A 25,752-nucleotide genomic window follows, 5' to 3' on the forward strand; every position below is an offset into this window, starting at 1 on the left:
GATCTCGCCAAGTCTGCGCCTTCAGATCGGAGCCTCCGCGTGCCGCGCCCGCGCGCGCCGGCCGCGCGGAACCCGGCTCGGGGCGCGGGCAGTCCGTGGGCGATGCTGGAGATGCGCCGATGCTGCCGGCCCATCGGATGTTCTGGGCTCTGATCCTGCTGGCCGCCGCCGGTGCCGGACTGCTCTACAACATCATCTTCGCGGCGGGCGCATCCCCGCTCGCCGGGTTCATCTACGGGCTCTGCATGGGCTCGACGGTCCTTGCCTTCGATCGCGGGCTGATCCTGGCGGGGCTTCAGGCCCGGATCCGCCGGTTCCCGGCCTGGCTGTACGTGGTGGCCGCCGAACTCGCCTACGTCCTGATGATCATGGCGGGGAACGCGCTCGGCGGGTTGGTCGTGTGGGCCTTCGCCCTGACGCCGGACGACCTCTTCACGGCGACCCGCATGACCGCGCGGGTGCTCGCCTACGCGCTGGCCGTGTCGGGCCTGCTGGTGTTCGTGATCCGGATGCGCGATCTCATCGGCGGCGAGGTCTTCGTGAACTTCATGATCGGCCGGTACCACAAGCCCGTGGCCGAGGAGCGGATCTTCCTGTTCCTCGACGTGGTCGGATCCACCGCCTTCGCGGAGGCGCACGGGGATCTGCGGGCCCAGGAATATCTCGGGGCCGTCTTCGCGACCCTGGCCGAACCGGTGCGGCGCAACGGCGGATCCGTGGATGATTATGTCGGGGACCTCGCCATGGTGACGTGGCCGATGAGCCGCGGGCTCAAGGAGGCGCGCTGCGTCACCTGCCTGTTCGACGTGCTCGACCGGATCGAGGCGGATTCCGCGGCCTGGACGGCGCGGTTCGGGACCGTGCCGCGCCTCCGGGCAGCCTTGCACGGCGGTTCCGTGGTCACGGCCGAGGTGGGCGTCGACCGGCACAAGATCGCGTATTTCGGCGACGCCGTGAACGTGACGTCGCGGATCGAGGCCCTGTGCCGCCCGCTGGGTGTCGGCATCCTGATCTCGCAGGATCTGCTCGACCGATTGCCGCGCCTGCCGGTCGGCGTGCGCGCGCGCTCCCTCGGCGCGCATGCGCTGCGCGGCCGCGGCGCGCCGCTGGCCGTGGCCACGCTGGAGCGGGTTCCCGCCGGGGTGGCGGCACCGGCCGAAGACGTGGCGCCGCTCCGCGTCGCGGCGGCCCGGTGATGGAACGCGGCGGGCCGTCGCGCGCGACCCTGCGAACGACCGCGAAGATGGCGCTGCGCTTCGGGATGCCGGTGATCGGGTTGGCGATCTTCGGTGACGCCATCGTGCGTTCGGTCGGCGGTGACATCGAGCACGGGCGGTTCGCCCTCGGGGTGCTCCTGATGCTGGCGGGCTTCACGTCGAAGCTGGTGCCGCGCTCGTGAGCGGCGAAGGGGCGGGGCCCCCGATCTACCTCGACGCCGATGCCTGCCCGGTCAAGGATGAGACCTACCGGGTGGCCGCGCGCTACGGCCTCACGGTCTACGTCGTGGCCAACAGTGTGCTGAACCTGCCGCGCGAGCCCTGGATCGTGCGCGTGGTGGTGGGCTCGGCCCTCGACGCCGCCGACGACTGGATCGCCGCGCGGGCCGGATCCGGAAGCATCGTGCTCACGGCGGACGTGCCCCTGGCCGCGCGCTGCGTGAAGGCCGGCGCCACGGTGCTGGCCTTCACCGGCAAGCCCTTCAGCGAGGCATCGATCGGCATGGCGCTCGCCACCCGCGACCTGATGCAATCCCTTCGGGAGGCCGGGACGATCACCGGCGGTCCGAGGCCGTTCTCGCGGACGGACCGGTCGGCCTTCCTGTCGTCCCTCGATCGGTCGGTGAACCGGATCCTTCGGGAGCGCCCGAAAACCGGCTGATGGCCCTTCGGGGGCCAGCGGCCTCAATCCTCGGTGTTGGGCACCAGTGCCTTGAGCGCCTCGTTGATGCGGTCCTGCCAGCCCGGCCCATCCTTCTGGAAATGGGCCAGCACCGCACTGTCGAGGCGCAGGCTGACGATCTCCCGGGTGCCGGGCACGGCCGCCGGTCGCGGGGCCGGCTGTGCGGCAGGCGCCTCGGCCGGCTTCGGCGTGGTGGCGGCCCTGAAGGCCGCCTCGGCTGCCGCCCGCGGATCAGTGAAACGGCGGCGATTGCGGTCTTCGGCCATCGGCCTCTAATCCTTCACCGCAGTCTTCTTCGCCGCAGCCTTCTTGGGCGCGGCTTTGCCGGTGCTCTTGCCCGCACCCTTGCCGGCACCCTTCGCGGCCGCCTTGGCCGCCTTCTCGGCCGCCTGCGTCTGGGCGTCAGCCGCCTCCTTGGCGAGGCGGAGCGACCGCAGGCGGACGGTCCGCTCGTCGACCGCCTTCAGTGCCGCGTGATGCTCGGCCATCGCCTGGGCGCCTTCACGGGCCATGCGCTCGGCACGCTCGGCACGCTCGGCTCGGTTCTCCGCCCGCGTCTTGGCTTCCGCCTCCGCATCGCGCGTGGCATTCTCCTCGTCGAGGTCGTACTCAGTTTCGTCGCTCATCCTGTCCCTTTCGCCCCGGCTCAGCATTTCCGGTCCTTCGCAGGCTGCGTGGACGGTGACTGGGCGAGTCCGGCCTGTTCGGAGGGGGAGGGAGAAAGGCCGGTTGAACCGCCCCTCTGCACCGTCGTCGGACGCGCACAGCGGCGAGTTCATCAAGGCTTTAGCATGCTGGCCGGCCCGATGGCGAATCCGCGATGCCTACTCGGTCCGCGAACGCACACTATTCGAAGATCGCGCCGAAGAGTTGTTCGGGCGCGCCTCGGGTGTGATGCCCCGGACGTTGTGCAGATGAGCTTAGCGCACGCCGAAGTTGAGTGGGATCGTGACCGGGAGGGTCGACTGCGTGATGCCGGGCGGCGCCGGCGGAAGGCTGCCGCGGACGGCCGACAGGGCAGCGCTGTCGATCTGGCCGACGCCGCTCGACCGGGCGAGTCCCGCGCCCGTGACCTGCCCGGATCGCAGGACCGTGAAACGCACGACCGCGGTTCCGCCGCTCGTGCCGTTCGCGGCGCTCGCGTTCATCCGTCCATGGATCGCCGCCCGGATGGCTCCGGTCCATTGACGCAGGGCGCTCGGATCGTTGCCGGCGGCGGCACGCCCGGCGGCGCTCTGCCGCGACGACGCGGCGGAGTCCCGCGTCTCGGCACCCTGCTGAGCCTTGGCCTGGCGCGCCTTGGCTTCACGGGCGGCCTTGGCTTTCGCCTCGCGGATCTCGTCAAGACGCTCCTGCCGCGCCTCCTCGCGCTTCTGCTCGCGGAGCTTCTCCTCCCGGATCTTCCGGAGCTTGGCCTCCCGCTCGGCCTTGAGCTTGGCGGGATCCGGCGTCGGCTTGGGCGGCTCCTCGGTCTTGGCCACCTCCGTGGGCGGCGGCGCCAGCGGCTCGGCGGCGTCCGAGGACGAGGTGATCACCTGGCTCTGCGCCTCCACCGGCTGGGCCGGCGGCGGTTCGATCGCCTGAACGTCCTCCGGCTTCACCTCGGCCATCTCGGCCGGCGGCGGGGGCTGAGCGGCGTCGTCGGGGGGCAGATCCACCGGCTTCGTCTCCGGCGGAGCCGCCTGGCTCATCTGCTGCTCCGCAGGGGCCTCGGTTGCCGCATCCGTCATGAGCGGCGCGAGATCGACGGTGACCTGCTGCTCGCCGGGAGGCGCGGGCGGCGCGAGCTGCAGGAACATCGCCGCGGCCAGCACAAGGGCGTGCAGGATCAGCGCGACCAGGAAGGCAGCGACAAGCCCGTTCGGACGGCGCTCGTCGAGACCCGCCGGCCTATCCGTCGACGTGAGGGTGCTCATCGGTTCAACGTGCGGTCCCTGCAGGGGCGGCGGGCGGGACCGCGGCCGCCCCGCCGGGCGATTGCGCGATCAGCGATACCTTCGTGAAGCCGGCCTGACCCACCAAGCCCATCACCTCCATGATCTTGCCGTAGGGCACGTCGCGGTCGCCGCGGACCAGGATGACCTGGTCCTTGTCGGCGCTCGCCATGTCCCGGAGACGCGGCACGATGCTCGCCATCGTGAAGACCTCCTTGGCGATGGAGGGATTGCCGTCCTTGTCGACGGTCACCTCCTGCGGCTTCTTCGATTGGGCCACCTTGGCCGCCGCGGTCTTCGGCAGCTGAACCGGGACGCCGGTGGTCATCAGCGGCGCGGCGACCATGAAGATGATCAGCAGGACCAGCATCACGTCGACCATCGGGGTCACGTTGATCTCGGACATCGGCATGTCGTCGAGATCGTCCTCGTCGGTTGCGCGAGGGGAGGCCATCGCCATCGGGCGTCTCCGGTTCCGTTGCGTTCGGCGTGTCGGGGCGGAGCTACTCGGCCGCGGCGCGGCGGTGGGCCGCGTCCGCGCGGTCGCGGGCCAGGCGGTTGCCGAGCACGGAGATGTAGGAGGCGAACGTGCCCTGGACGGCGCTCACGTCGCTCGACAGCTTGTTGTAGGCCATCACGGCCGGGATCGCGACGACGAGGCCGATGGCGGTGGCGAAGAGCGCTTCCGCGATGCCCGGGGCCACGACCGCGAGCGACGTATCCTGGCTGCGCGCGATGGACGAGAACGAGTTCATGATGCCCCAGACGGTCCCGAACAGGCCCACGAACGGGGCGGTGGAGCCCGAGGTCGCCAGCAGCGACAGGCCGGTGCGCAGGCGCTTCATCTCCAGGGTGAGAGCGCCCTTCATCGCCCGCTCGATCCGCTCGCGGCGCTCCGCCCGCGTCTCGGTGGTGTCCTGATCGCGCCACGCGTCGATGGCGGCCTTGACCACGTGGCCGGCGATACCACGGTGGTCGCCGTCGAGGCCTCCGCCGGAGCGCACGAGCGTGGCGAAGGCCTTGGCCTGACGCCGCGCCGCCGTGAGCCGGATCACCTTCTCGAAGACCACCGTCCAGCAGGCGATCGAGGCGATCACCAGGAGGACCATGACGCCCTTCACGATCGGATCGGCCTGCAGGAACAGGCCGAGGAAGGAGAAGTCGTGCACCGCTTCGATCGGGGCTTGTGTCGGGTCCATCGCGGGCTCCTGCAGTCGTGGTGTCGGGCGGCCGTGCGCCGCCTACGGTTCTAGGTGCGGCGAAAGCCGCTGACCGCCCGGCAGTCGCGCCGCCGGGCGGTCCGATCTCGATGAGCCTCGGTCCAGCCGCTTCAGCGGTCGAACGGGACGCCGGCCTTGGTCTCCGTCTCGGTCCGTTCGAGGCAGGCCTCGCGGGCGGCATCGCCGCCGTCGCAGGCCAGGACGTCGTTCAGCAGGACCCGGCCGACCTTGTTGCAGGCGATGCCCGGGAAGTCGAAGATCTTCACCGTGGTCTTGCGCGGCGGGAGCGGGCCGAGCTCGACGGCCACGCGCTTCTGCGCGACGCCCTCCGTGTCGAAGGCGAACAGATCCGTCTTGTAGGATTTCAGACCGGCGCCCTTGCTGTTGTCGATCACCAGCGTGACCCGGCAGGCCTCGCCGGCGGCCTCGAGCTTGTTGAGCTGCAGTTTGAGCGGGGCGGCCTTCTCGGTGGCGTCCTGGGCCAGCGCCGAGGCGACGAGCAGCGCCGAGAGCACGAAGCAGGCCGCCGTATCGAGGGCGATCCGCCCGACGCGCCGGCGGTAAAGGGGTATGCGCAGGGCAAGCACCGAACGGTATTCCTCTTCCTTTTCAGACCGGCGTCGCGACCCGTGCCGCTGCCGCCGGTTGGATCCTCTGGGCCATGGATCAGTGCAGCACGATGCCCCCTGGCCGGGCCGCCGGCGCGAGGCGCTCGGCCGCCGCATCCAGCGGATCGACCGCCGCACGGACCGCGGCCACGAGGCGGGGCGCGGTCGCCCGCCCGGTGATCTCCGCCGCGGCCTCTTCCAGATCGGTCCAGAGCCTCCGCCGGCCCCGATTGATCAGGTTCACCAAGGCGCATTCGTGGCCGGTCACGCGGCAGCAGCTCGCCGGCATGAACGACCAGTCGTCGTCGCGCTCCACCCGCAATGCCCGGACGATCGCCACCACGCAGGCGACGAAGCGGCAGCCGTCCGCCGGGCCCAGCAACTGCTCCGCACCGTCGAAGGCGGCGTTCCAGCATGCCACATCGCTGGTCATGTAGCCGGCCGCCACGAACCGGGCCACCGACAGAGCCAGGACGTCGGCCTCGTCGGCGCAGACGTCGGCCACGCGCCGCATCGCCGCATGCTCCGCCGGACTCGAAGGAGCGCTCATGGGCTCGAATGTCTCGCTGCGCGAAGGTTGCCGAAGGTCTGCGCCGGGCGCAGGGTGTCCGCCGCGGCAGTAGCCAGGAGTGGCGCCCGGATCAAGGCCCAGCGAGAAAATCAGAGCAGTTCCAAACTGTTACGCCGAAGCGTGGCGGTTTCACGGATTGCGCAAAGATCCTGTCGGCGATTGCCACTTCGTCCGAGACGGCGGCGTCGGGATCGCGATACGGCCGGCGGCCGGCATCCCTTGATGGCTGCGGCGCGCTTGGCCATATCTCGAAGTTGCCGTGGCGTCCCGCCCGGTGGAGTGCTGCCTTGTGCGGGCTCCCTATCGCCGAGGTGCTCGAAGTTCTCCGGGTGCGGCATGTCCCGGAGTCTGAGGCCTCGCCTTCTGGATGACGGCCGCGATGACACGACCCTCGCCCTTCGGGCACCCTTTCCTGCTCGGCTTCGACGAGATCGAGCAGGCCCTCGACCGTGTCTCCAAGGCCGCCAACGACGGTTATCCGCCCTACAACATCGAGCGCCTGAGCCGGACCGAGAGCGAACCCGAGCGCCTGCGGATCACCCTGGCCGTGGCCGGCTTCACCCGGGATCAGCTGGACGTGATGCTGGAGGAGAGCCAGCTCGTGGTGCGCGGACGGCAGGTCGAGGAGCGCGAGCGCCACTTCCTTCACCGCGGCATCGCGGCGCGGCAGTTCCAGCGGACCTTCCTCCTCGCGGACGGGATGGAGGTGCTGGGCGCCGACCTCGCGAACGGTCTCCTGTCGATCGATCTGGTCCGGCCGGAGCCGGATCGGATCGTGCGCAAGATCGACATCGGCGCCCGCGGCTGAGCGCGATTGATCCCGCGGCGAGAGACCCCACATAGCAGATAGCCTGCCGGTGCCTTCGGGACCGGCGGCGGACGCTCTGCCACCCAGGAGGGCTTTGATGACCGATCCGAACCCGTCGCCCCTGACCCCCGCCGATCTCGACCCGGCCGATTTCAATCCGGCCGACCTGGCCGCGTTGGGAGAGGGCCATATCGCCTACGTCCGGCCGATCCGGTCCGACGAGGTGCGCCGTTTCTTCCCGCAGGCCCCCGAACTGACCCCCGGGCTCGACCTGTTCGCCCTGCTCTCGGCGAGCGGCGCGCCGATCATGCTCGCCGATTCGCGCGATGTCGTGCTCGCCAACGCATTCGCGCACGATCTGCAGCCCGTCAGCCTGCACTGAGTCAGGCGAACCCGGCCACGGCGGCGACCAGCCGGGCGATGTCCTGCGGCCGCGACAGCCGGTGGTCGCCGTCGGCGATCAAGGTCAGGACCGTTCCCTCCGCCGGAAGATGGCCGAGGATCTTCAGGGCGTGCGTGTAGGGCACATCGGTGTCGCGCATGCCCTGGAGCATGTGGACGGGACAGCCCGGATCCAGCGGACCGTCGAGCAGGCAATGCCGTCGGCCGTCCTCGATGAGGCTCAGGGTGATCGGATCGGGTTCGGGCGCGTAGGCGCTCGGCTTCTTGAGCACCCCGTCCCGGACCAGCATGGCGCGCGCCGCCTCGCTCAGGCGATTCCAGATCAGCTCTTCCGTGAAGTCCAGCGCCGGCGCGATGAGCACGAGGCTCGCGGTCCGCCCGCCCTGCCGCGCGCGGGCGCGGGCGGCAAGACACGCGATCCAGCCGCCCATCGATGAGCCGACCAGGATCGGGGCCTCGTGGACGTAGGCATCCAGCACCGCGCACGCATCCTCGAGCCATGTCGCGATGGTGCAATCCGTGAAGGTGCCGCTCGACGCGCCGTGGGCGGCATAATCGAAGCGGACCAGCCTGCGCCCGGCTTCGGCCGCCCAGGCATCGAGCGCCGTCGCCTTCGTGGCGGTCATGTCCGAGCGGAAGCCGCCGAGCCACACCACCGGCGGTCCCGAACCGTCGCGCACCCGGACCGCGACGCGCCGGGCCGCCGCGCCCGTGCCGACGTCCAGGAATTCGGGCCCTGTTTCGGTCATCGTCGTCTCCGATATCCCTGTCCGCGCGTTGAAGACGTCCAGCCCTGACCGGGTCGGCTTCAAATTCCGTTTACCAGACCGTAAAGCCCGGCAGCGATGCTGGAGCAATGGCAGCAAGCATTTGGCAGACACCGGCCGGGACTCCGCGTCCCCTGGCCGGCGGACCGCGGGTGAGCGATGTGACCCATGGCCTCTCGGCCTTTCCGGCCGAGATCGGGGCGCTGGCGGGCGCCCGGATCCTTCAGATCATCCCGGAGCTCGAGGCCGGGGGCGCCGAGCGCACGACGGTCGACGTCGCCGGTGCGCTGGCCGCCGCCGGCGCCCGCGCCCTGGTGGCGACCGAAGGCGGCCGGCTCGTGGGTGAATTGCAGGCGAAGGGCGGCCACTGGCTCCGGTTTCCCGCCGCCTCGAAGAACCCGGCGCGCATGGCGGTGAACGTCCTGCGGCTGATGGCGCTCTGCCGCCGCGAGGGCGTGCAGGTGATCCACGCCCGGTCGCGCGCCCCCGCCTGGGTGGCGCTGGGCGCCGCGCGCCGCCTCGGCCTGCCGTTCGTGACGACCTATCACGGCAGCTATTCCGGGCGAACCGGCGTGAAGGTGCTGTACAATTCCGTGATGGCCCGCGGCGACGTGGTGATCGCCAATTCGCGCTACACCGCGGACCTGATCGGGCGCCTGCATGCCGAGCAGGCCGGCGACCGGATCCGGGTGATCCACCGCGGCACCGATCTCACCGTCTTCAACCCCGTCGCCGTCGGGGCGGCCCGGGTCGAGGCCCTGCGCCGGGCCTGGAACGTGGCGCCGCACGAGCGCGTGATCCTGCTGGCGGCACGGCTGACAGCCTGGAAGGGCCACCGCGTGCTGATCGAGGCCGCCGCACGGATGCGCGACCGCGGCGTCCCGGACATCGCCGTCGTCCTGGCGGGGGACCCGCAGGGGCGGGCCTCCTACGAGCGCGAGCTCGACGCCCTGATCGCGGCCCGGGGGCTCGGCGACGTCGTGCGCCGGGTCGGCCATTGCACCGACATGCCGGCCGCCTTCCGGGCGGCCTCTGTGGTGGCCGTGCCGTCGGTGGAGCCCGAGGCGTTCGGGCGTTCCGCCGTGGAGGCGCAGGCCCTCGGCACGCCGGTGGTGGTCTCCGATCTCGGCGCCGTCCCGGAGACGGTTCTGGCCCCGCCGGATCTCCCCGCCGGCCGGCGCACCGGATGGCGCGTCCCCGCCGGCGACGCAGGCGCGTTGGCCGCGGCGCTGACCGAAGCCCTGTCGCTGGGCGCCAGCGCCCGGGACGCCCTCGCCCGCAGGGGGCGGGCGCATGTCGAGGCCAACTTCTCCCTCGAGCGGATGGCCGGCGACACGCTGGCGGTCTACGCGGAGCTGCTGCGTCGCCCGCGCTGAGGCGTCCGGTTCAGGCGCCGTCCGACGTGTCCGGAGCGGCGGCGAAAACCTCCTTGGCGGCGAACAGGCCGTTGAGGGCGGCGGGAAAGCCGGCATAGACGGCCATCTGCATCAGGATCTCGACGATCTCGGTGCGGGTCAGGCCGACATTCAGGCCCGCCGCGATGTGCACCTTGAGCTGCGGCGCGGCATTCCCGAGCGCCGCCAGCGCCGCGATCGTGGCGATCTCGCGGCTGCGCAGGTCCAGGCCCGGGCGGCAGTAGATGTCGCCGAACGGGAACTCGATCAGGTATCGGGCGAAGTCGGGGGCGATGTCGGCCAGCGCCGCGACGACCTTCTCGCCGCCCCGTCCGTCAATCCGGGCGAGCGCCGCCCGCCCGCGTTCGTACCGGCTGTCCTCCGATGTCGTTCGATCGTGCGTCATCAACCGTCTCCGTGTCGGTGCCGTGATAGCCGGCGATCTTGGCGTCGAGGACGAGAAGGCAGGCGCTGAATTCGGCGATCCGGAGACGAACCTGCCGGCGATGCTGCTCGAGCATCCGCCGGCGTGTCGCGCCGGTGGCCTCACCTTGCGCGCGCAGCGACGCGTACCGCAGCATCTCGCGGATCGGCATCCCGGTCGCCTTCAGCCGCCCGAGGAACGCGATCCAGGCCAGGATCGAGTCGTCGTAGTCGCGCCGTCCCGACCGGTCCCGGTCGGCATAGGGCAACAGGCCGATGCGTTCGTAGTAGCGGAGCGTATGGGCCGACAGGCCGGTTCGCCGGGCGAGATCACCGATCCTCATGGCGTCCTGATTCGCGTCACGACGAGGGGACAGGTACCGCTTCGAGCGCGCTCTCAGTCAAGGCGGCCCGGCACGCCGGGCGCCGGGCCGTTATTTCACCCGGCACAGCGGTAGGCCGTTGACACTGGCCGCGCTTCCCCCAACGTAGTATGTCCGGATGAGACCGGAGCGACCGGCGGTCAGGAGATCCTCTCGGGATCGTCCGATCCGCCATTCGTCGTTGCAGCAGGAGACTGAAGCCATTCGTAGACCGATGAGAGCCATGCCGGCCCCGCAGAAGGACGGGCCGCGCGCCAACCGCGATATTCGCGGGGTGCGGGAAGTGCAGCTGATCGACGACACCGGCCAGAACCGCGGCGTCGTCCCCTTCTTCGACGCCCTGACGCTCGCCGAGGAGGCCGGCCTGGATCTCGTGGAGATCGCGCCGAACTCCGTCCCGCCCGTCTGCAAGCTGCTCGATTACGGGCGCTTCCGCTTCAACGAGCAGAAGAAGCAGAACGAGGCTCGGAAGCGACAGAAGACGGTCGAGGTCAAGGAGATCAAGCTCCGCCCCGGCATCGACAAGCACGATTACGACACGAAGATGAAGTCGGTGCACCGCTTCTTCGAGGAGGGCGACAAGGTCAAGGTGACCCTGCGCTTCCGCGGTCGTGAGATGGCTCACCAGGACATCGGCCTTCGGCTCCTCGAGCGCGTGAAGAGCGAGACGGCGGAGATCGCCAAGGTCGAGAGCGAGCCGATGCTCGAAGGCCGCCAGATGATCATGATCCTCGCGCCGCGCTGAGCGGCGCGGCCCACCGACCCGACACCCGCGCCGCCTCCTCACCGGGGCGGCGTTCCTTTCTCGGCGCCCGCGAGCGCCGCCGCCGCGGATGACACGGGCAGCCATGGCCCTCGCCCCCGACGAGATCGAACGCTACGCCCGCCACCTCGTCCTCGCCGAGGTCGGCGGACCCGGGCAGGCCCGGATCAAGGCGGCCCGGATCCTGGTGGTCGGGGCAGGGGGGCTCGGCGCCCCGCTGATCCAGTATCTGGCGGCCGCCGGGATCGGGACGATCGGCATCGTCGACGACGACACGGTCTCGCTGTCGAACCTCCAGCGGCAGATCATCCACGGGACGCCGGATCTGGGCCGGCCGAAGGTCGAGAGCGCGGCCGACGCGGTGGCGCGCCTCAACCCGCACGTCGCGGTGACCCGGCATCCGTTCCGGATCGACGCGGACAACGCGGTCGACCTGATCGCGGGCTACGACCTCGTCGCCGACGGCTCGGACAACTTCGCCACGCGCTACGCCGTCTCCGACGCCTGCTTCCGCGCCCGGCGGCCCCTGGTCACGGCGGCTCTGGGCCGGTTCGACGGCACGCTGACCACGATCCGGGCGCACGAGACCGGCCCGGACGGGACGCCGAACCCGACCTATCGCTGCCTGTTCCCGAGCCCGCCGCCGCCCGGCAGCGTCCCCGCCTGCGCCGAGGCCGGGGTCCTCGGCGCCCTGGCGGGCGTGATGGGCTCGCTCATGGCGATGGAGGTGATCCGCGCGGTGGCGGGTTTCGGCGATCCCCTGGTCGGGCGCCTGCTGATGGTCGATGCCAGGGCCATGCGGTTCGAGACCCTGAACTACGGCTGGGATCCCGAGAATCCGCTCAGCGGCACCGGCGCCTCAGCCCCCTGATGCCCCCGGCGGCATCCAGGGTCCTTCGACGGCTTCCCGGCCGAGGCAGCATTTCTTGAACTTCTTGCCCGAGCCGCAGGGGCAGGGGTCGTTCCGGCCGACATCCTTGAACGGGTTGCGCTGCGGCTCGCCTGCGCCCTCGGCGGCCCAGTCGAGGGCTTCCACCGGGTCGTCCAGGTAGCCGTACTGGTAGGGGCCGAGCCGGTCCCGGTCGTGGGGTTTGGTCTCGGCCTTCCGTAGGGCCTCCTTGAACCATTCGGCGTCGCTGATCTCGTCGGTGAGGCGTCCGTCGGCGCGGGCCGCCGCCGCCCTCGGCGCGAGGTCCCGGAAGCCGAGATGGGCGATGGTCTCTTCCCAGCCGGCCCAGACCGGCGCCTCCTCCACGGCCGCCTTGGCGTCGTCGAAGCGGATCAGCAGACCGTGCAGCGCCGCGGGCTCGATCCGACCCTCCAGGGCGAGGAAGGTGCAGGCCGACAGCAGCGCCATGCGGACGAAATCGTCCACCGTGCTGTCGAGGATCAGGCGGAACAGCGGCGTCGGGTCGCCGTCGAACAGGCTCGCCACGACCCGGGCGAGGGTCGCCGTGACGGCGTCACCGAGCACGGCGTCGAGGGTCTCCTCGTCCTGCCGGAGCAGCTGGAGCAGCGGCGCCAGGGCACGCGTGTCGCGGGCATGGGCCACGACGTGCAGGCCCCAGAACAGGAGGTTCGTCTCCTCCGGGGTCAGCTCGCGACCGTCCGCGGCCGCCGCCAGCAGCGGCAGGGTCGCCTCGGCGATGGCAGCCGGATGCTTCAGGGCTTCCTTCAGGGCCGCGGCCGGCCGGTGCTCGGCCGCCGCGAGATCCTCGATGAGCAGGGCGATCCGGTCCATGTCTCAGAGCCTCAGCCTCGGAGGGTCGCGCCCGTCCGCCGGGACACCTCGGCGACGATCTTCGCGCTCACGGCCTCGATCTCCGCGTCGGTGAGGGTCCGCTCCACCGGCTGGAGCCGCACGGCGACCGCCACCGACTTCGAGCCCTCGGGGATGCCGGGGCCCTCATACAGATCGAACACATCGACGCCGGTCACGAGCTTGCGCTCGGCGCCCTGGGCGGCCTTCACGATGTCGCCCGCCGGCACGTCGCGGCCGACCACGAAGGCGAAGTCCCGGGACAGGGGCTGGAACTCCGACAGCACCAGCGCGGGCTTCGCCTTGGTGGGCTTGTGCTTGGGCAACGGCAGCGCGTCGAGGACGATCTCGAAGGCCACGAGGCTGCCCTTCAGGTCGAGCGCCTGAAGCGTCCGCGGATGCACCTCGCCGAACCAGCCGATCTCGGTCTTCGGCCCGAAGCGCAGGGTTCCGGAGCGGCCGGGATGCAGCCAGGACGGGCCGCCCGCCGTCACCTGGAGGCCGCCCGTCGGGACCCCGAGGCTGCCGAGCAGGGCGAGGGCGTCGGCCTTGGCGTCGAAGGCGTCCACGGTCTCGCTGGCCCCGTCCCAGTGCCGCCCGGCGCCGGACAGGGTGGCGCTGCCGCGGCGAACCGCGGCCGCCCGCACGGTCTGGCCCTCGGGCTCGTCGGAGGCGAAGCACTGGCCGACCTCGAACAGGGCCACGTCCGGAAAGCCGTGGTCGGCGTTGCGCTGCGCGGCCCGCAGGAGCCCCGGCAGGAGGCTCGGCCGCATGTCGGACAGTTCCGAGGCGATCGGGTTGGCCAGGACGAGGTCGGCGCCGCCGCCGCCGAACAGAACGGCGTCGGCATGCGGGACGAACGACCAGGTGACGGCCTCCATCAGGCCCCGGCTCGCCAGGGCCCGCTTGGCCGTGCGGGTGCGCCGCTGCATCACCGTGAGCAGCGGCCGCCCGAGGCCTGCCATCCGCGGCAGCGGCTTGGCCTCGATGCGATCGAGCCCGGCGATGCGCACGATCTCCTCGACGAGATCGGCCTTGCCCTCCACGTCGGGCCGCCAGGACGGCGTGAGCACCTTCACCCGGTCGCCCGTTCCCGAGACGTGGAAGCCCAGCGTCTCCAGGATCAGCTTCATCTCGATGCGCGGCACCTCGATCCCGGCGAGGCGGCGAACCTCGGTCCAGGGGAAGTCGATGATCCGCTCGGCCTCGGGGGGCTCCCCGGCGATCCGCGCCTGGGTCGGCGTGCCGCCGCAGAGATCCACCACCAGGCGCGTCGCCAGATCGAGGCCGGGCAGGGTGAAGGCCGGATCGACCCCGCGCTCGAAGCGATAGCGCGCGTCGGTGATGATGCCGAGGCGTCGGCCCGACTGTGCGATGTTGGCCGGATCCCACAGGGCGGACTCGATCAGCACGTCCGTGGTGCCCGCGTCGCAGCCGGATTCCTGTCCGCCCATGATGCCGGCGATGGATTCGACGCCGGACCGGTCGGCGATCACCACGGTGTCGCCGGTGAGCGCGTAGGTGCGGCCGTCGAGGGCCAGCAGGCTCTCGCCGTCGCGCGCCCGCCGCACGGTGAGCGGCCCCGAGACCTTCGCGGCGTCGAAGACATGCAGCGGACGGCCGCGGTCGAAGGTGACGTAGTTGGTGATGTCGACGAGCGCGTTGATCGGGCGCAGGCCGATGGCCCGCAGCCGGGCCTGCATCCAGGCCGGCGACGGACCGTTTGTCACGCCGCGCACCAGGCGCAGGGCGAAGAGCGGGCAGAGGTTCCGGTCGGCCGGTTCGAAGGCCAGCTCGACCTCGACCGGGCAGGGGCCTTCGCCGCGCAGGCCCGGCAGGGTCTCGCGCTTCAGGGTGCCGATCCCGGCGGCGGCGAGGTCGCGGGCGATGCCGTGGACCGAGGTGCAGTCCGGCCGGTTCGGCGTCAGGTTGATCTCGATGACCGGATCGTCGAGCCCGACATAGAGGGCGTAAGGCTGGCCGACCGGCGCGTCCGCCGGAAGCTCCAGGATGCCGTCATGATCGTCGCCGAGGCCGAGTTCGGCGCCCGAGCACAGCATGCCGTGGCTCTCGACGCCCCGGATCGTGCCGACCGACAGGGTGATGTTCTTCCCCGGGACGTAGGTGCCGGGCGGCGCGAAGACCGACACGAGGTCGGCCCGGGCATTCGGCGCGCCGCAGACCACCTGCACCGGTTCGGCCGCGCCCGTATCCACCGTGCAGACCCGGAGCCGGTCGGCGTTGGGGTGCTGCTCGGCCGTCAGGATCCGGGCGATCACGTAGGGCTTGAGCGCGGCGGCCTTGTCCTCGACGCCCTCCACCTCCAGGCCGATCCGCGTCAGCGTGTCGGCGATGGTGTCGAGGGAGGCCTCGGTGTCGAGGTAGTCCTTGAGCCAGGAGAGGGTGAATTTCATGGGATCTGTTCTTGTTGCATGCGTCAGCGCGCCTTCGTGACGAGAAGGATCGCAGGTTTCAGTCGGTCTTCCGGCGTAGGCGCTTCGATGCGCTCGACGATCCGCCGGGCCTCCGCAATCTGGCTGAGGGCCCAGCCCTGGCTCACCGGCATGGCGGAAGACGTGTAGTCGGCGCTGTGTCGCGCTTCCTGAAGATCCTTGAAGAGCGTGCCGATCCGCAGGATGTCGGGCGCAATCCCAGCCGCTTCCTTGCCGGTCCGGCGCGAGCGCGCGATCCCATGGTCAACCAGGCGATAGACCGGTTCGCGCAGATCCTCCCCCTTGGTCCACACGCCGAACTGGTCCGCGCAGACATAGCAAAGCTCGTGGAACGCCGCATGATAGGCGCTGCTCAGCGCCCGGCGCATCGCAGTCTCGCGCAGGTTCTGCCGACCCGTCTGAGCGGCCCGCGTATCGGCGGCTTCGAGCAGATCCGCCACCAGCGTGTTCCGCGAACGCGCCATCAGGCCGTCTCCAGCCCGTCATCTCCGAGAACCTCGTCGTCGGCAAAATGTTTGCGCTGGTAGGGGGAGCGCTCCTCAACGAGATCGAGAAGGCGCCGTAGCAGATCGGCATGCGCGTTCGATATGTCGGTCACGTCGCGCGGATCCACACCCGGACGGAAGTACAGCGCCACGAAGAACGAGGGATCACCGTAATGGTCGGGGCCGACTTCGACATCGAGGTGATCGAAACGGTCCGGCCCGAGGGCGCGGGCGAAGATCTCGTTGGCGACGGACCGGACTTCGGCGTCCTTCAGCATCGTTTGTCTCCTGTGCTGGAGCGCGGCGTGCGGCCTAACCCGTCAGGCCGCCCACGAGACTCGGCACGTCGAGCGGCCGGAAGCCGTAATGGTCGAGCCAGCGGACATCCGCCTCGAAGAATGGCCGCAGGTCCGGCATGCCGTATTTGAGCATGGCGATGCGGTCGAGGCCGACCCCGAAGGCGAAGCCCTGCACGGCGTCCGGATCGAGCCCGCAATTGCGCAGCACGTTGGGGTGCACCATCCCGCAGCCCAGGATCTCCAGCCAGTCGTCGCCCTCGCCGAAGCGGATCTCGCCGCCCTTGCGGGAGCACTGGATGTCCACCTCCGCGGAGGGCTCGGTGAACGGGAAGAAGGACGGGCGGAAGCGCATCGTCACGCCCTCGACCTCGAAGAACGTCTTGCAGAACTCCTCCAGCACCCATTTCAGGTTGGCGATGTTGGCCGCCTTGTCGATCACCAGGCCCTCGACCTGATGGAACATCGGCGTGTGGGTCTGGTCGGAATCGTGCCGGTAGGTCCGGCCCGGGATGATCACCCGGATCGGCGGCGTCTGCGACCGCATGGTCCGCACCTGGACGGGCGACGTGTGGGTCCGCAGGACCTTGCGCTTCCCGTCCCGGTCCGGCGCGAGGAAAAACGTGTCGTGCATCTCCCGGGCCGGGTGGCCGGGCGGGAAGTTGAGGGCGGTGAAGTTCAGCTCGTCCGTCTCGATGTCCGGACCCTCGGCCACCGCGAACCCCATGTCGGCGAAGATCGCCGTGATCTCGTCGATCACCTGCGAGATCGGATGGATCCGGCCGCGCACCTCGGGCGCCTCGCGGACCGGCAGGGTCACGTCGACCCGCTCGGAGGCGAGACGCGCCTCCAGGGCGGCCTCGGTCAGGGCGGCCTTGCGCGCCGAGACGGCACCCTGCACCCGGTCGCGCAGGCCGTTGATCAGCGGGCCGCGCTCCTTGCGCTCGTCGGGCGTCATGGCGCCCAGGGTCTTCAGCAGATCCGAGACGCTGCCCTTCTTGCCGAGCGCCGCGACGCGGACCGCGTCGAGGGCCGCCTCGTCGGACGCCGCGCTCACCTGGGCCAGGAGGTCGCGTTCGAGGGTGTCGAGATCGGTCATCGCTGTCTTCGAGCAGGGTGGGCGGAGTCGGTCGTGGCGGCGTGCTGTCGCGCGTCGGGCGCCGGGACGCAAGCCGGGCCCCCGGAACGACGAAGGCGCGGCTCCCTGGGAGAGCCGCGCCTTCCGTACGTCCCGCCGCGTGCCTGGATCAGGCGGCCTTGGCGGTGGTCTGCGGCAGCGCGGCCTTCGCCTCCTCGACGACGGCGGCGAAGCTCGCCGGCTCGTGGATCGCCAGCTCCGACAACGCCTTGCGGTCGACGACGATGCCCGACTTGGCCAGGCCGTCGATGAAGCGCGAGTAGGTCAGGCCGTGCTCGCGGACCGCCGCGTTGAGGCGCTGGATCCAGAGCGCGCGGAACGTGCGCTTCTTGTTCTTGCGGTCGCGGTAGGCATACTGCATGCCCTTCTCGACCGCCTGCTTGGCGATGCGGATCGTATTCTTGCGCCGGCCGTAATAGCCCTTGGCGGCCTTCAGAACTTTCTTGTGCTTCGCGTGACTGGTCACGCCGCGCTTGACGCGGGCCATCGGTTATCTCCTGGATTCGACGAAAGACAGTGGCAACGGGTGTCGAAGGCCTACCGCGAGTTCGGCAGGAAGTACTTCTTCACGTTGACGGCATCGCCCTCGAACAGGGTCGTGGTGCCGCGCAGGTTGCGGATCTGCTTGGTCGTCCGCTTGATCATCCCGTGGCGCTTGCCGGCCTGGGCGTACATCACCTTGCCGGTGCCGGTGATCTTGAAGCGCTTCTTGGCGCCCGACTTCGTCTTCAACTTGGGCATTTGGCTCTCCGTTGCGCGAAACTCCGTCAGGCCGACCCGCGAGGGTCGGAGGAGGTTCGCGCGCTGATGCTTCTGATGGAGCAGCACGAGCCGCCACGGCAGCCCTATCGGCCGGGCGGTTCGACGCGGTGCGGCTTATGACAGAAAGCCGACGCGGCGGCAACGGCCGTGCACGGGGCAGGATGGGAGCCCCGGAGATCGAAGGCGCGCCTTCCCCCGTCTGTGTCGGCTGCGATGCCCACGCTCAGGCTTCCGCGAGCCGTTCCCGTCCTCGTCCCCCAATGCGGGAGGCGGTCCGGGTATGGACTGCGGTCTCTCCGGAAGGGTTTCGACCCTCATCCTGTGCCGCCGGGGGACGGGACCTGCGACCGATTCCGCGGCCGTGTTGCGGCGCAGGCTGCGGGGATGCGGCCGCCTCTGCGGACGAGGGCGGGCCGGCCCCGTCCGCCGCGGTGATTCGGGGAATGCGGGGACAGCTCCCGCGCTGCACAAAACAGCGCGCGACAGGCGGGGTGCCAGGAACCATAACCTTGGCCGTCTGTTTCATTCATGTCCCGCTCAGGCCGGCAGGGTTAGACCCCCCGTCAAAGATGGCCAACCAGGAGACACTTCGTGCGCATTGCCCAGATCGCTCCGTTGTCGGAGGCTGTCCCTCCGAAGTTCTACGGCGGCACCGAGCGCGTCGTCAGCTGGATTACAGAGGAATTGGTCCGCCAGGGCCACGACGTCACGCTGTTCGCCAGCGGTGACTCCCAGACCTCCGCGAAACTCGCGGCCTGCACGCCCGAGGGTCTGCGCCTGCTCGGGTACCGCGATCACACCGCCAGCCACCTCGCGATGCTGCATCAGGTGCATCGGCGTGCCCACGAATTCGACATCCTGCATTTCCACATCGATCTGCTTCAGTATCCGATGTTCGAGGACTTGAACCACAAGTGCCTCACGACGATGCACGGCCGCCTCGATGTGCCGGATTTCATGCCGGTCTACCGGACCTTCACGGGCATGCCCCTGGTGTCGATCTCCGACAACCAGCGCCTGCCCATGCCGCCGACCTCGAACTGGCTGGCGACGATCCACCACGGCCTGCCGGCCGAGAATTGCCCGTACTACCCGGAGGCCAAGGGCGGCTACCTCGCCTTCCTCGGCCGGATCTCGCCCGAGAAGCGGCCCGACCGTGCGATCGAGATGGCGATCCGATCCGGCACGCCGCTGAAGATCGCCGCCAAGGTCGACAAGGCCGACCAGGATTACTGGAATGAGGTCATCGAGCCGATGATCCATCATCCGCTGATCGAGTATATCGGCGAGATCAACGAGGAGCAGAAGAAGGACTTCCTCGGCAACGCCCTGGCGCTGGCCTTCCCGATCGACTGGCCGGAGCCCTTCGGCCTGGTGATGATCGAGGCGATGTCGGCCGGCACGCCGGTGATCGCCTTCCGCAACGGGTCCGTCCCGGAGGTCATCAAGGACGGCGTCGGCGGCGTTCTGTGCAACACCATGGACGACGCGGTGGCCGCCGTCGCGCAGGTCAAGGCCATGAGCCGCGCGGGCGTCCGCCGTCACTTCGAGAGCCAGTTCACCGCCGAGTGCATGGTGACGAAGTACGTCGCCGCCTACGAGGAGCTGCTCGCCCGCGGCGCGGACGTGATCCAGCTGCCGAAGTCGGGCTTCAAGCCGCAATACGGTGAGGTGAACGGCTCTGCGCGCCCGGCGATCTCCGTCGCCGCCATGCCGGCCTGAAGGGCGGCACCGGGCTTGCGAGACGGGCCCCGACCGGCCTAGCGTCTTAAAGGCGACTCATCCGTAGCGTGGAACAGGGCCGCCGCATCACAGCAGATGCGGCGGCCCTCTCGATTCGCACCCCTCATACGACCCGGAGAAGCCCTGCATGGCGGCGGAGAACACGGCAGCGGCCCACGATGCGACGGCCCGGACCGCGGCGAGTGCCGGAAAGGTGGCGCTCGGCTTCCAGGACGCGGACGACGTGCTGCCGCCCTATCACATCGAGGCCCAGACCTCCCTGGTCGAGCGGCCCCTGCGGTCGCTGAAGTTCGGCGAGGCCTTCGGCGTCCTGGATTCCTACGGCGACATCGGGGTCCAGCCCGGCCCCGAGGGCCTGTACTTCCAGGACACGCGCTATCTGTCCCGCCTGGAGCTGTCCGTCGAGGGCCAGCGCCCGCTGATGCTCTCCTCGGTCATGCAGGACGACAACGGCGCGCTCAGCGTCGACATGACCACCCCCGACATCCGCCTCGACGCGCACGACGAGACCTCGATCCCCCGCGAGACGATCGCCATCGAGCGCACCAAATTCCTCTTCCGCGGCACCTGTTACGACCGGATCGGGCTGCGGTCGTTCGACTCGAAGCACCGCCGCCTGCGCATCGCCGTGTCGTTCGATGCGGATTTCCGCGACCTGTTCGAGGTGCGGGGCACCGATCGCGCGCAGCGCGGCAAGCGCGGCGTGCTCGTCGCGAGCGACCGGGAGGTGCAGTTCCGCTACGTCGGCCTCGACGAGATCGTGCGCACGACGGCGCTGCATTTCGGCCCGCGGCCGGACGTGATCGAGCCCGGCCGCGTGGCCTTCGACATGTCGCTGCCGCCCGGCGGGCGCACCTCGCTGTTCATCCGCGTCGCCTTCGAGGCGCACCGCGCCTTCACCAAGCCGCCGACCGACATGATGGTCGGCGAGGATTCCGCCGCCAAGCTGACGCTGGCGGCCAATGCCGGCGGCGCCCGGCGCGAGGCCAAGGATCTCGGCGAGGGCACGATCTTCGCCCGCGCCTACCGCGACGCGCGCCGCGACCTGCGCGCGCTCACCGCGGGGATCACCACGATCATCTCGTCGAACGACCAGTTCAACGAAGGCCTGTGCCGCGCCACGGCCGACCTCTACATGCTGGCCAGCCGCACGCCGGAGGGCATCTATCCGTTCGCCGGCATCCCCTGGTACTCCACGGTCTTCGGCCGCGACGGCATCATCACGGCGATGATGGCGCTCTGGATCGACCCGAAATTCGCCCGCGGCGTCCTGCGCTACCTCGCGGCGACGCAGGCGAAGGCGGTCGACCCGGCGGCCGACGCGCAGCCCGGCAAGGTCCTGCACGAGACCCGCCGGGGCGAGATGGCGATGCTCGGCGAGGTTCCGTTCCGCCACTATTACGGCACCATCGACGGCACGCCGCTCTTCGTGATGCTCGCCTGGGAGTATTACGCGGTCACCGGCGACCTGGAGACGATACGGGCGATCTGGCCGGCGCTCGAACTCGCCCTCGAATGGATGGACCGCTACGGCGACCGGGACGGCGACGGCTTCGTCGAGTACGCCCGCGACACCGACAAGGGCCTGGAGAATCAGGGCTGGAAGGACAGCCACGATTCGATCTTCCACGCGGACGGTCATCTGGCCAAGGGCCCGATCGCCCTGTGCGAGGTGCAGGGCTACGTCTACGCGGCCAAGCACGGCATGGCGAAGCTCGCCGCGCTGCTCGGGCACGATCCCCTGGCCGAGCGCCTGACCCAGGCGGCGGCTTCGTTGCGCGAGCGCTTCGACGCGGCGTTCTGGAACGAGGAGATTGGTACCTACGCCCTCGCCCTCGACGGGTCGAAGCAGCAATGTGCGGTGCGCTCGTCCAATGCCGGACACGCCCTGTTCACCGGCATCGCCAAGCCCGAGCGCGCGGCCCGGGTCGCCGAGACCCTTCTGTGCAAGGACGGGTTCAACGGCTGGGGCGTGCGCACCATCGCCCGGGGCGAGGCGCGCTACAACCCGATGTCCTACCACAACGGCTCGATCTGGCCGCACGACAATGCGCTGATCGCCATGGGCCTCGCCCGCTACGACCGGAAGCACGAGGCCGCGCGCATCTTCCAGGGGATGTTCGAGACCTCGCTCTACCAGGACCAGAAGCGGCTGCCGGAACTGTTTTGCGGCTTCATGCGCCGCCACCAGCGGGGGCCCGTCTCGTACCCTGTGGCGTGCAGCCCGCAGGCCTGGGCGGCCGCCGCGCCCTTCGCGTTCCTGGCCGCCTGCCTCGGCCTCGAACTCGACCACGCCCGCAACCGCGTCCGGCTCAAGAACCCGATCCTGCCGGCCTTCCTCGACGGCGTGACCCTCTACAATGTCAGGCTCGGCTCGTCCCACGTGGACATCCGCTTCCAGCGCTACGACCACGACGTGACCGTCTCGGTCCAGCGGCGCCACGGCGACGTGCAGGTGGTGATCACCAAGTAGGGCCCGGGTTGGGGCTACGCGCCGCGGCCCGGTTCGGGTTAAGCGGGCCGTGCGGCGCGTCCCGCCGCCGAGGACGGGTTCATGCCGGCTGATCACGACGCTCCCGATCTTGCCCTGCGCCTCGCGCAGGACCTGATCCGATGCCCGTCCGTGACCCCCGAGGATCGCGGCGCCCTCGACGTGGTCGCCGAGGCGCTCCGCCCGGCGGGGTTCGCGATCGCGCGGCCGGTCTTCTCGGAGCCGGGCTATCCCGACACCCCGAACCTCTACGCGCGGATCGGCCGGGAGGCGCCGTGTCTCCTCTTCGCCGGCCATACGGACGTGGTGCCGACCGGCGAGGCCGCTTGGCGTCACGGTCCCTTCGACGGCACTGTGGCCGACGGGATGCTGTACGGGCGGGGGGCGGCCGACATGAAGGGCGGCATCGCCTGCATGCTGGCGGCGACCCTGACGTTCCTGGCGCGCCGGGGCGCGAACCGTCCGGGGTCCATCGCCTTCCTGATCACCGGCGACGAGGAGGGGCCGGCGGTCAACGGCACGGTGAAGCTGCTCGACTGGGCGCGGGCGCGGGGCGAACGCTTCGACCATTGCCTGCTCGGCGAGCCGACCAATCCGGGCCGCCTCGGAGAGATGATCAAGATCGGCCGGCGGGGCTCGCTCACCGGCAAGCTGATGGTGCTCGGCCGGCAGGGCCACGTCGCCTATCCGCACAAGGCGGACAACCCGATCCCCGGCCTGTTGCGCCTCGCCTCGGCGCTCATCGTCCAGCCCCTGGACAGTGGCACGGCGCATTTCGACGCCTCGAACCTCGAATTCACCACGATCGACGTCGGCAACCCCGCCACCAACGTGATTCCCGCGACCGCGCGGGCGACCTTCAACGTCCGGTTCAACGACGACTGGACGGCGGAGAGCCTGGGCGCCGAGATCCGCGCGCGGCTTGAGCGTGCGGCCGGGAACGCCGTGCGCTTCACCCTGGACCTGCAGCCGTCGAACGCCCCGGCCTTCCTGACGCGGCCCGACGCCTTCGTGGATCTGGTCGTGGAGGCGATCCGGGCCGAGACCGGCCTGACGCCGACCCTCTCGACCACCGGCGGCACCTCGGATGCCCGCTTCATCAAGGATGCCTGCGCGGTGATCGAGTTCGGGCTCGTGGGCGAGACCATGCATCAGGTCGACGAGCACGTGGCCGTCGCCGATCTGGAGCGGCTGACGGCGATCTACGGACGGGTGCTGGAGGCCTACTTCCCGGACTCGTAGTCCACACCCACGAAGGTCAGGCCCGCGGCCGGCGCGAGCGGCCCGCAGCGGCGCTTCTCGCCGGAGGCCAGGATGTCGGCCACGTCGTCCGCCGACAACCGCCCGCACCCCGCCAGCATCAGCGTGCCCACCATGGCCCGCACCTGATGATGCAGGAAGGAGCGCGCCGAGGCCGCCACCACGATCTCCTCGTGGAGCGCCATCGGCGCCGGCGCGACGTCGAGCTGCTCCAGGGTGCGGATCGGGCTGTTCGCCTGGCATTCGGCGGCCCGGAAGGCCGAGAAATCGTGCAGGCCGACGAGGCGCTGCGCCGCTTCGTGCATCCGCTCCGGATCCAGCGGCCACGGCACGTGCCAGACCTGGGCCCGCGTCAGCGCGGCCGGGCTGCGCCGGTTGAGGATCCGGTAGCGGTAGTGCCGGCGGATCGCCGAGCGGCGGGCGTCGAAGGTCGCCGGAACGATCCCGGCGGAGAGGATCGCCACCGGCTGCGGCCGCAGATGCGCGTTCAGGGCGTCGCGCACCGTGTCGGTCCGCCACGTCTTGGCGAGGTCGAGATGCGCTACCTGATGGATGGCGTGCACGCCGGCATCGGTACGTCCGGCGCAGGTGAGCCGCACGTCCTCGCCGGAGAAGCGCGTCACCGCGGCCTCGATGGCCGCCTGGACCGACGGATTTCCGACCTGCCGTTGCCAGCCGCAGAACGGACCGCCGTCATATTCGATGACGAGCTTGTAGCGGGGCATCAGCCGAGGCGGGCGCCGGGCGTCAGCCGGGCGCCGCGGACGAAGTCCGGCCCGCTGGCGCTGCCGCCCTTCCCGGCGCGACGCAACTCGATCAGCCGAACCGCGCCGTCGCGGCATGCCACGGTGCCGTCGGCGTCGAGCAGCGTTCCGGCCTCGCCGGCTGCGTCGGCGGCTGCGGCCCGCAGGACCTTCACCCGCTCCGGGCCCTTGCCGAGATCGACCTCGAAGAACGCGCCCGGGAAGGGCGAGAGCCCGTTGATCCGGTTCGCGACCTCTCCGGCGGCGAGCGACCAGTCGATCCGCGCCTCGTCGTTGGCGATCTTGTGCGCGTAGACGACGCCCTCCTGGGCTTGAGGCGTGAAGGTCAGCGCCCCCTGCTCGAGCCTGGCCAGGGCGCGGGCCATCAACTCGGCCCCGAGCGGCATCAGGGCGTCGTGCAACGCGCCGGCGGTCATGCCCGGCGTGATCGGCAGCCGCCCCTCCAGGGCGACCGGACCCGTGTCGAGCCCGGCCTCCATCCGCATCACGCCGACGCCGCTCTCGGCGTCGCCCGCCATCACGGCGCGCTGGATCGGAGCGGCCCCGCGCCAGCGCGGCAGCAGGGACCCGTGGAGGTTGAGGCAGCCGTGTTTCGGCGCATCGAGGACGGTCTGCGGCAGGAGCATCCCGTAGGCGACCACCACGGCGACGTCGGCCCGGTGAGCCGAGAAGGTGCCGGCCGCCTCCGGCGTGCGGAGCGTCGACGGCGTGAGCACCGGCACGCCGAGGGCATCGGCCTGGGCATGGACCGGGGAGGGGCGCAGGCTCATGCCGCGGCCGGCCCGCGCGGGGGCGCGGGTGTAGACGGCGACGATGTCGTGACCGTCCTTTGCGAGCCGCGCCAGCGTCGGCACCGCGAAATCCGGAGTGCCCATGAAGACGACGCGCATGGCGGGTCAGGCCGCGTCACGCTTGGCCGCCTTGGCGAACTTCTTGATCACCCGGTCACGCTTCAGCTTCGACAGGTGATCGATGAACAGCACGCCGTTCAGGTGGTCGATCTCGTGCTGGATGCAGGTCGAGAGCAGCCCGTCGGCCTCGATCTCCCGCTCGGTGCCGTCGAGGTCGCGGAACGTCACGCGGACCCGGTCCGGCCGCTCGACCTCGCCGTAATATTCCGGGATCGACAGGCAGCCCTCGTCGTAGACCCGCTTCTCCTCCGAGGACCAGACGATCTCGGGGTTGATGAAGACCCGCGGATCGCGAACACCCTCTTCCTTCGACGTGTCGATGGTCACGATGCGTTTCGGCACGCCGACCTGGATCGCCGCGAGCCCGACGCCGGGGGCATCGTACATCGTCTCGAACATGTCGGCGACGAGGGTGCGGATCTCGGCGGTGATCGGCCCGACCGGATCGGAGGCGCGGCGCAGGACGGGATCGGGCAGGATGACGAGCGGGCGGATGGTCATGGCGGAAACCGGCGGGA

Annotated in this window: 31 protein-coding genes; 11 read left to right on the plus strand and 20 right to left on the minus strand. The window is 70.4% G+C overall.

The genetic code is table 11. The features are described from left to right. Positions 1 to 119: 119 nt before the first annotated feature. Genes MKL01_RS28465 through MKL01_RS28475 form a run of 3 tightly spaced genes read left to right on the plus strand, consistent with a single transcriptional unit; the run spans position 120 to position 1,878 of the window. Positions 120 to 1,196 (plus strand): adenylate/guanylate cyclase domain-containing protein, encoded by a 1,077-nt coding sequence (locus MKL01_RS28465; RefSeq protein ID WP_243908543.1) that lies wholly within the window; start codon positions 120 to 122, stop codon positions 1,194 to 1,196. Between the two features lie 47 nt (positions 1,197 to 1,243). After that, positions 1,244 to 1,399 carry a hypothetical protein gene (locus tag MKL01_RS28470; RefSeq protein ID WP_243908544.1) on the plus strand — a complete coding sequence of 52 codons (156 nt, stop codon included), beginning with the start codon at positions 1,244 to 1,246 and terminating at the stop codon, positions 1,397 to 1,399. Then, on the plus strand, positions 1,396 to 1,878 hold the full coding sequence (locus tag MKL01_RS28475) for a YaiI/YqxD family protein (protein ID WP_243908545.1): 483 nt from the start codon (positions 1,396 to 1,398) through the stop codon (positions 1,876 to 1,878). Before MKL01_RS28470 ends, MKL01_RS28475 begins: the two co-directional genes overlap by 4 nt. 23 nt (positions 1,879 to 1,901) lie before the next feature. Here MKL01_RS28475 and MKL01_RS28480 read toward each other — a convergent pair whose 3' ends face one another. The 7 genes from MKL01_RS28480 to MKL01_RS28510 form a co-directional block, all read right to left on the minus strand. Beyond that, positions 1,902 to 2,165 (minus strand): BrnA antitoxin family protein, encoded by a 264-nt coding sequence (locus MKL01_RS28480; RefSeq protein ID WP_243908546.1) that lies wholly within the window; start codon positions 2,163 to 2,165, stop codon positions 1,902 to 1,904. A gap of 6 nt (positions 2,166 to 2,171) precedes the next feature. Continuing rightward, entirely contained in the window at positions 2,172 to 2,525 is a 354-nt protein-coding gene (locus MKL01_RS28485) for a hypothetical protein (protein WP_243908547.1), read from the minus strand. A 294-nt stretch (positions 2,526 to 2,819) separates the two neighbouring features. Continuing rightward, positions 2,820 to 3,815 carry a cell envelope integrity protein TolA gene (locus MKL01_RS28490; RefSeq protein WP_243908548.1) on the minus strand — a complete coding sequence of 332 codons (996 nt, stop codon included), beginning with the start codon at positions 3,813 to 3,815 and terminating at the stop codon, positions 2,820 to 2,822. A 4-nt stretch (positions 3,816 to 3,819) separates the two neighbouring features. After that, positions 3,820 to 4,293 carry an ExbD/TolR family protein gene (locus tag MKL01_RS28495; protein WP_243908549.1) on the minus strand — a complete coding sequence of 158 codons (474 nt, stop codon included), beginning with the start codon at positions 4,291 to 4,293 and terminating at the stop codon, positions 3,820 to 3,822. A 43-nt stretch (positions 4,294 to 4,336) separates the two neighbouring features. Further along, positions 4,337 to 5,032 carry a MotA/TolQ/ExbB proton channel family protein gene (locus tag MKL01_RS28500; protein WP_243908550.1) on the minus strand — a complete coding sequence of 232 codons (696 nt, stop codon included), beginning with the start codon at positions 5,030 to 5,032 and terminating at the stop codon, positions 4,337 to 4,339. 131 nt (positions 5,033 to 5,163) lie between these two features. After that, positions 5,164 to 5,640 carry a Tat pathway signal protein gene (locus MKL01_RS28505; RefSeq protein WP_409566368.1) on the minus strand — a complete coding sequence of 159 codons (477 nt, stop codon included), beginning with the start codon at positions 5,638 to 5,640 and terminating at the stop codon, positions 5,164 to 5,166. A 79-nt stretch (positions 5,641 to 5,719) separates the two neighbouring features. Then, positions 5,720 to 6,211 carry a hypothetical protein gene (locus MKL01_RS28510; protein ID WP_243908551.1) on the minus strand — a complete coding sequence of 164 codons (492 nt, stop codon included), beginning with the start codon at positions 6,209 to 6,211 and terminating at the stop codon, positions 5,720 to 5,722. Between the two features lie 400 nt (positions 6,212 to 6,611). Here MKL01_RS28510 and MKL01_RS28515 point away from each other — a divergent pair, with 400 nt between their 5' ends. Further along, the gene (locus MKL01_RS28515) at positions 6,612 to 7,040 is read left to right on the plus strand and encodes an Hsp20 family protein (protein ID WP_243908552.1); all 429 of its coding nucleotides are present in this window, start codon (positions 6,612 to 6,614) and stop codon (positions 7,038 to 7,040) included. Between the two features lie 97 nt (positions 7,041 to 7,137). Next, positions 7,138 to 7,422 carry a DUF1150 family protein gene (locus MKL01_RS28520; protein WP_243908553.1) on the plus strand — a complete coding sequence of 95 codons (285 nt, stop codon included), beginning with the start codon at positions 7,138 to 7,140 and terminating at the stop codon, positions 7,420 to 7,422. 1 nt (position 7,423) lies between these two features. Here the strand turns inward: MKL01_RS28520 and MKL01_RS28525 are convergent, their stop codons facing one another. Next, complete coding sequence (locus MKL01_RS28525) at positions 7,424 to 8,191, minus strand: alpha/beta hydrolase (RefSeq protein ID WP_243908554.1); 768 nt, start codon at positions 8,189 to 8,191, stop codon at positions 7,424 to 7,426. Between the two features lie 107 nt (positions 8,192 to 8,298). On the opposite strand from MKL01_RS28525, the gene MKL01_RS28530 reads away from it, so the two are divergent. Then, positions 8,299 to 9,585 (plus strand): glycosyltransferase family 4 protein, encoded by a 1,287-nt coding sequence (locus MKL01_RS28530; protein ID WP_243908555.1) that lies wholly within the window; start codon positions 8,299 to 8,301, stop codon positions 9,583 to 9,585. A gap of 10 nt (positions 9,586 to 9,595) precedes the next feature. Here MKL01_RS28530 and MKL01_RS28535 read toward each other — a convergent pair whose 3' ends face one another. Together MKL01_RS28535 and MKL01_RS28540 are read right to left on the minus strand one after the other, a co-directional pair. Beyond that, a complete protein-coding gene (locus MKL01_RS28535; protein ID WP_243908556.1) occupies positions 9,596 to 10,009 on the minus strand; it encodes a carboxymuconolactone decarboxylase family protein in 414 nt (137 codons plus the stop codon). Next, positions 9,939 to 10,370 (minus strand): MerR family transcriptional regulator, encoded by a 432-nt coding sequence (locus tag MKL01_RS28540; RefSeq protein WP_243908557.1) that lies wholly within the window; start codon positions 10,368 to 10,370, stop codon positions 9,939 to 9,941. The genes MKL01_RS28535 and MKL01_RS28540 overlap by 71 nt, the downstream gene beginning before the upstream one ends. A gap of 262 nt (positions 10,371 to 10,632) precedes the next feature. On the opposite strand from MKL01_RS28540, the gene infC reads away from it, so the two are divergent. Together infC and MKL01_RS28550 are read left to right on the plus strand one after the other, a co-directional pair. Then, positions 10,633 to 11,154 carry a translation initiation factor IF-3 gene (infC, locus tag MKL01_RS28545; RefSeq protein ID WP_243908558.1) on the plus strand — a complete coding sequence of 174 codons (522 nt, stop codon included), beginning with the start codon at positions 10,633 to 10,635 and terminating at the stop codon, positions 11,152 to 11,154. 103 nt (positions 11,155 to 11,257) lie between these two features. Beyond that, positions 11,258 to 12,043 (plus strand): HesA/MoeB/ThiF family protein, encoded by a 786-nt coding sequence (locus tag MKL01_RS28550; RefSeq protein WP_243908559.1) that lies wholly within the window; start codon positions 11,258 to 11,260, stop codon positions 12,041 to 12,043. Here the strand turns inward: MKL01_RS28550 and MKL01_RS28555 are convergent. The 7 genes from MKL01_RS28555 to rpmI form a co-directional block, all read right to left on the minus strand. After that, positions 12,032 to 12,913, minus strand: coding sequence for a DUF1186 domain-containing protein (locus MKL01_RS28555; protein ID WP_243908560.1), 882 nt, complete (start codon positions 12,911 to 12,913; stop codon positions 12,032 to 12,034). The two genes, MKL01_RS28550 and MKL01_RS28555, sit on opposite strands and share 12 nt — an antisense overlap. 11 nt (positions 12,914 to 12,924) lie before the next feature. Beyond that, on the minus strand, positions 12,925 to 15,345 hold the full coding sequence (pheT, locus tag MKL01_RS28560) for a phenylalanine--tRNA ligase subunit beta (protein WP_243908561.1): 2,421 nt from the start codon (positions 15,343 to 15,345) through the stop codon (positions 12,925 to 12,927). Positions 15,346 to 15,368: 23 nt separating this feature from the next. After that, positions 15,369 to 15,848, minus strand: a complete 480-nt coding sequence (locus MKL01_RS28565; RefSeq protein WP_243908562.1) for a hypothetical protein — start codon at positions 15,846 to 15,848, stop codon at positions 15,369 to 15,371. After that, the gene (locus tag MKL01_RS28570) at positions 15,848 to 16,147 is read right to left on the minus strand and encodes a hypothetical protein (RefSeq protein ID WP_243908563.1); all 300 of its coding nucleotides are present in this window, start codon (positions 16,145 to 16,147) and stop codon (positions 15,848 to 15,850) included. Before MKL01_RS28570 ends, MKL01_RS28565 begins: the two co-directional genes overlap by 1 nt. Before the next feature lie 34 nt (positions 16,148 to 16,181). After that, positions 16,182 to 17,264 (minus strand): phenylalanine--tRNA ligase subunit alpha, encoded by a 1,083-nt coding sequence (gene pheS, locus MKL01_RS28575; RefSeq protein ID WP_243908564.1) that lies wholly within the window; start codon positions 17,262 to 17,264, stop codon positions 16,182 to 16,184. A 148-nt stretch (positions 17,265 to 17,412) separates the two neighbouring features. After that, positions 17,413 to 17,790 carry a 50S ribosomal protein L20 gene (rplT, locus tag MKL01_RS28580; RefSeq protein ID WP_243908565.1) on the minus strand — a complete coding sequence of 126 codons (378 nt, stop codon included), beginning with the start codon at positions 17,788 to 17,790 and terminating at the stop codon, positions 17,413 to 17,415. A 50-nt stretch (positions 17,791 to 17,840) separates the two neighbouring features. Then, positions 17,841 to 18,044 carry a 50S ribosomal protein L35 gene (rpmI, locus tag MKL01_RS28585; RefSeq protein WP_243908566.1) on the minus strand — a complete coding sequence of 68 codons (204 nt, stop codon included), beginning with the start codon at positions 18,042 to 18,044 and terminating at the stop codon, positions 17,841 to 17,843. 612 nt (positions 18,045 to 18,656) lie between these two features. Between rpmI and MKL01_RS28590 the strand changes: the two genes are divergently transcribed. The 3 genes from MKL01_RS28590 (at position 18,657) to dapE (ending at position 23,541) form a co-directional block, all read left to right on the plus strand. After that, positions 18,657 to 19,787 carry a glycosyltransferase family 4 protein gene (locus MKL01_RS28590; protein ID WP_243908567.1) on the plus strand — a complete coding sequence of 377 codons (1,131 nt, stop codon included), beginning with the start codon at positions 18,657 to 18,659 and terminating at the stop codon, positions 19,785 to 19,787. 148 nt (positions 19,788 to 19,935) lie between these two features. Continuing rightward, positions 19,936 to 22,281, plus strand: a complete 2,346-nt coding sequence (locus MKL01_RS28595) for an amylo-alpha-1,6-glucosidase (RefSeq protein ID WP_243908568.1) — start codon at positions 19,936 to 19,938, stop codon at positions 22,279 to 22,281. Positions 22,282 to 22,362: 81 nt separating this feature from the next. Further along, positions 22,363 to 23,541 (plus strand): succinyl-diaminopimelate desuccinylase, encoded by a 1,179-nt coding sequence (dapE, locus tag MKL01_RS28600; RefSeq protein WP_243908569.1) that lies wholly within the window; start codon positions 22,363 to 22,365, stop codon positions 23,539 to 23,541. Here the strand turns inward: dapE and truA are convergent. From truA to def, 3 genes are read right to left on the minus strand one after another with little or no spacing between them, the layout of a single operon-like run. Next, the gene (gene truA, locus MKL01_RS28605) at positions 23,523 to 24,284 is read right to left on the minus strand and encodes a tRNA pseudouridine(38-40) synthase TruA (RefSeq protein WP_243908570.1); all 762 of its coding nucleotides are present in this window, start codon (positions 24,282 to 24,284) and stop codon (positions 23,523 to 23,525) included. The genes dapE and truA overlap by 19 nt on opposite strands. Continuing rightward, the gene (gene fmt, locus MKL01_RS28610) at positions 24,284 to 25,213 is read right to left on the minus strand and encodes a methionyl-tRNA formyltransferase (protein WP_243908571.1); all 930 of its coding nucleotides are present in this window, start codon (positions 25,211 to 25,213) and stop codon (positions 24,284 to 24,286) included. The genes truA and fmt overlap by 1 nt, the downstream gene beginning before the upstream one ends. A 6-nt stretch (positions 25,214 to 25,219) precedes the next feature. Continuing rightward, positions 25,220 to 25,735, minus strand: coding sequence for a peptide deformylase (gene def / locus MKL01_RS28615; protein WP_243908572.1), 516 nt, complete (start codon positions 25,733 to 25,735; stop codon positions 25,220 to 25,222). Positions 25,736 to 25,752: the final 17 nt, after the last annotated feature.

Origin of the sequence: Methylobacterium sp. J-070 (assembly GCF_022829385.1) — a bacterium.
Lineage (GTDB): Bacteria > Pseudomonadota > Alphaproteobacteria > Rhizobiales > Beijerinckiaceae > Methylobacterium.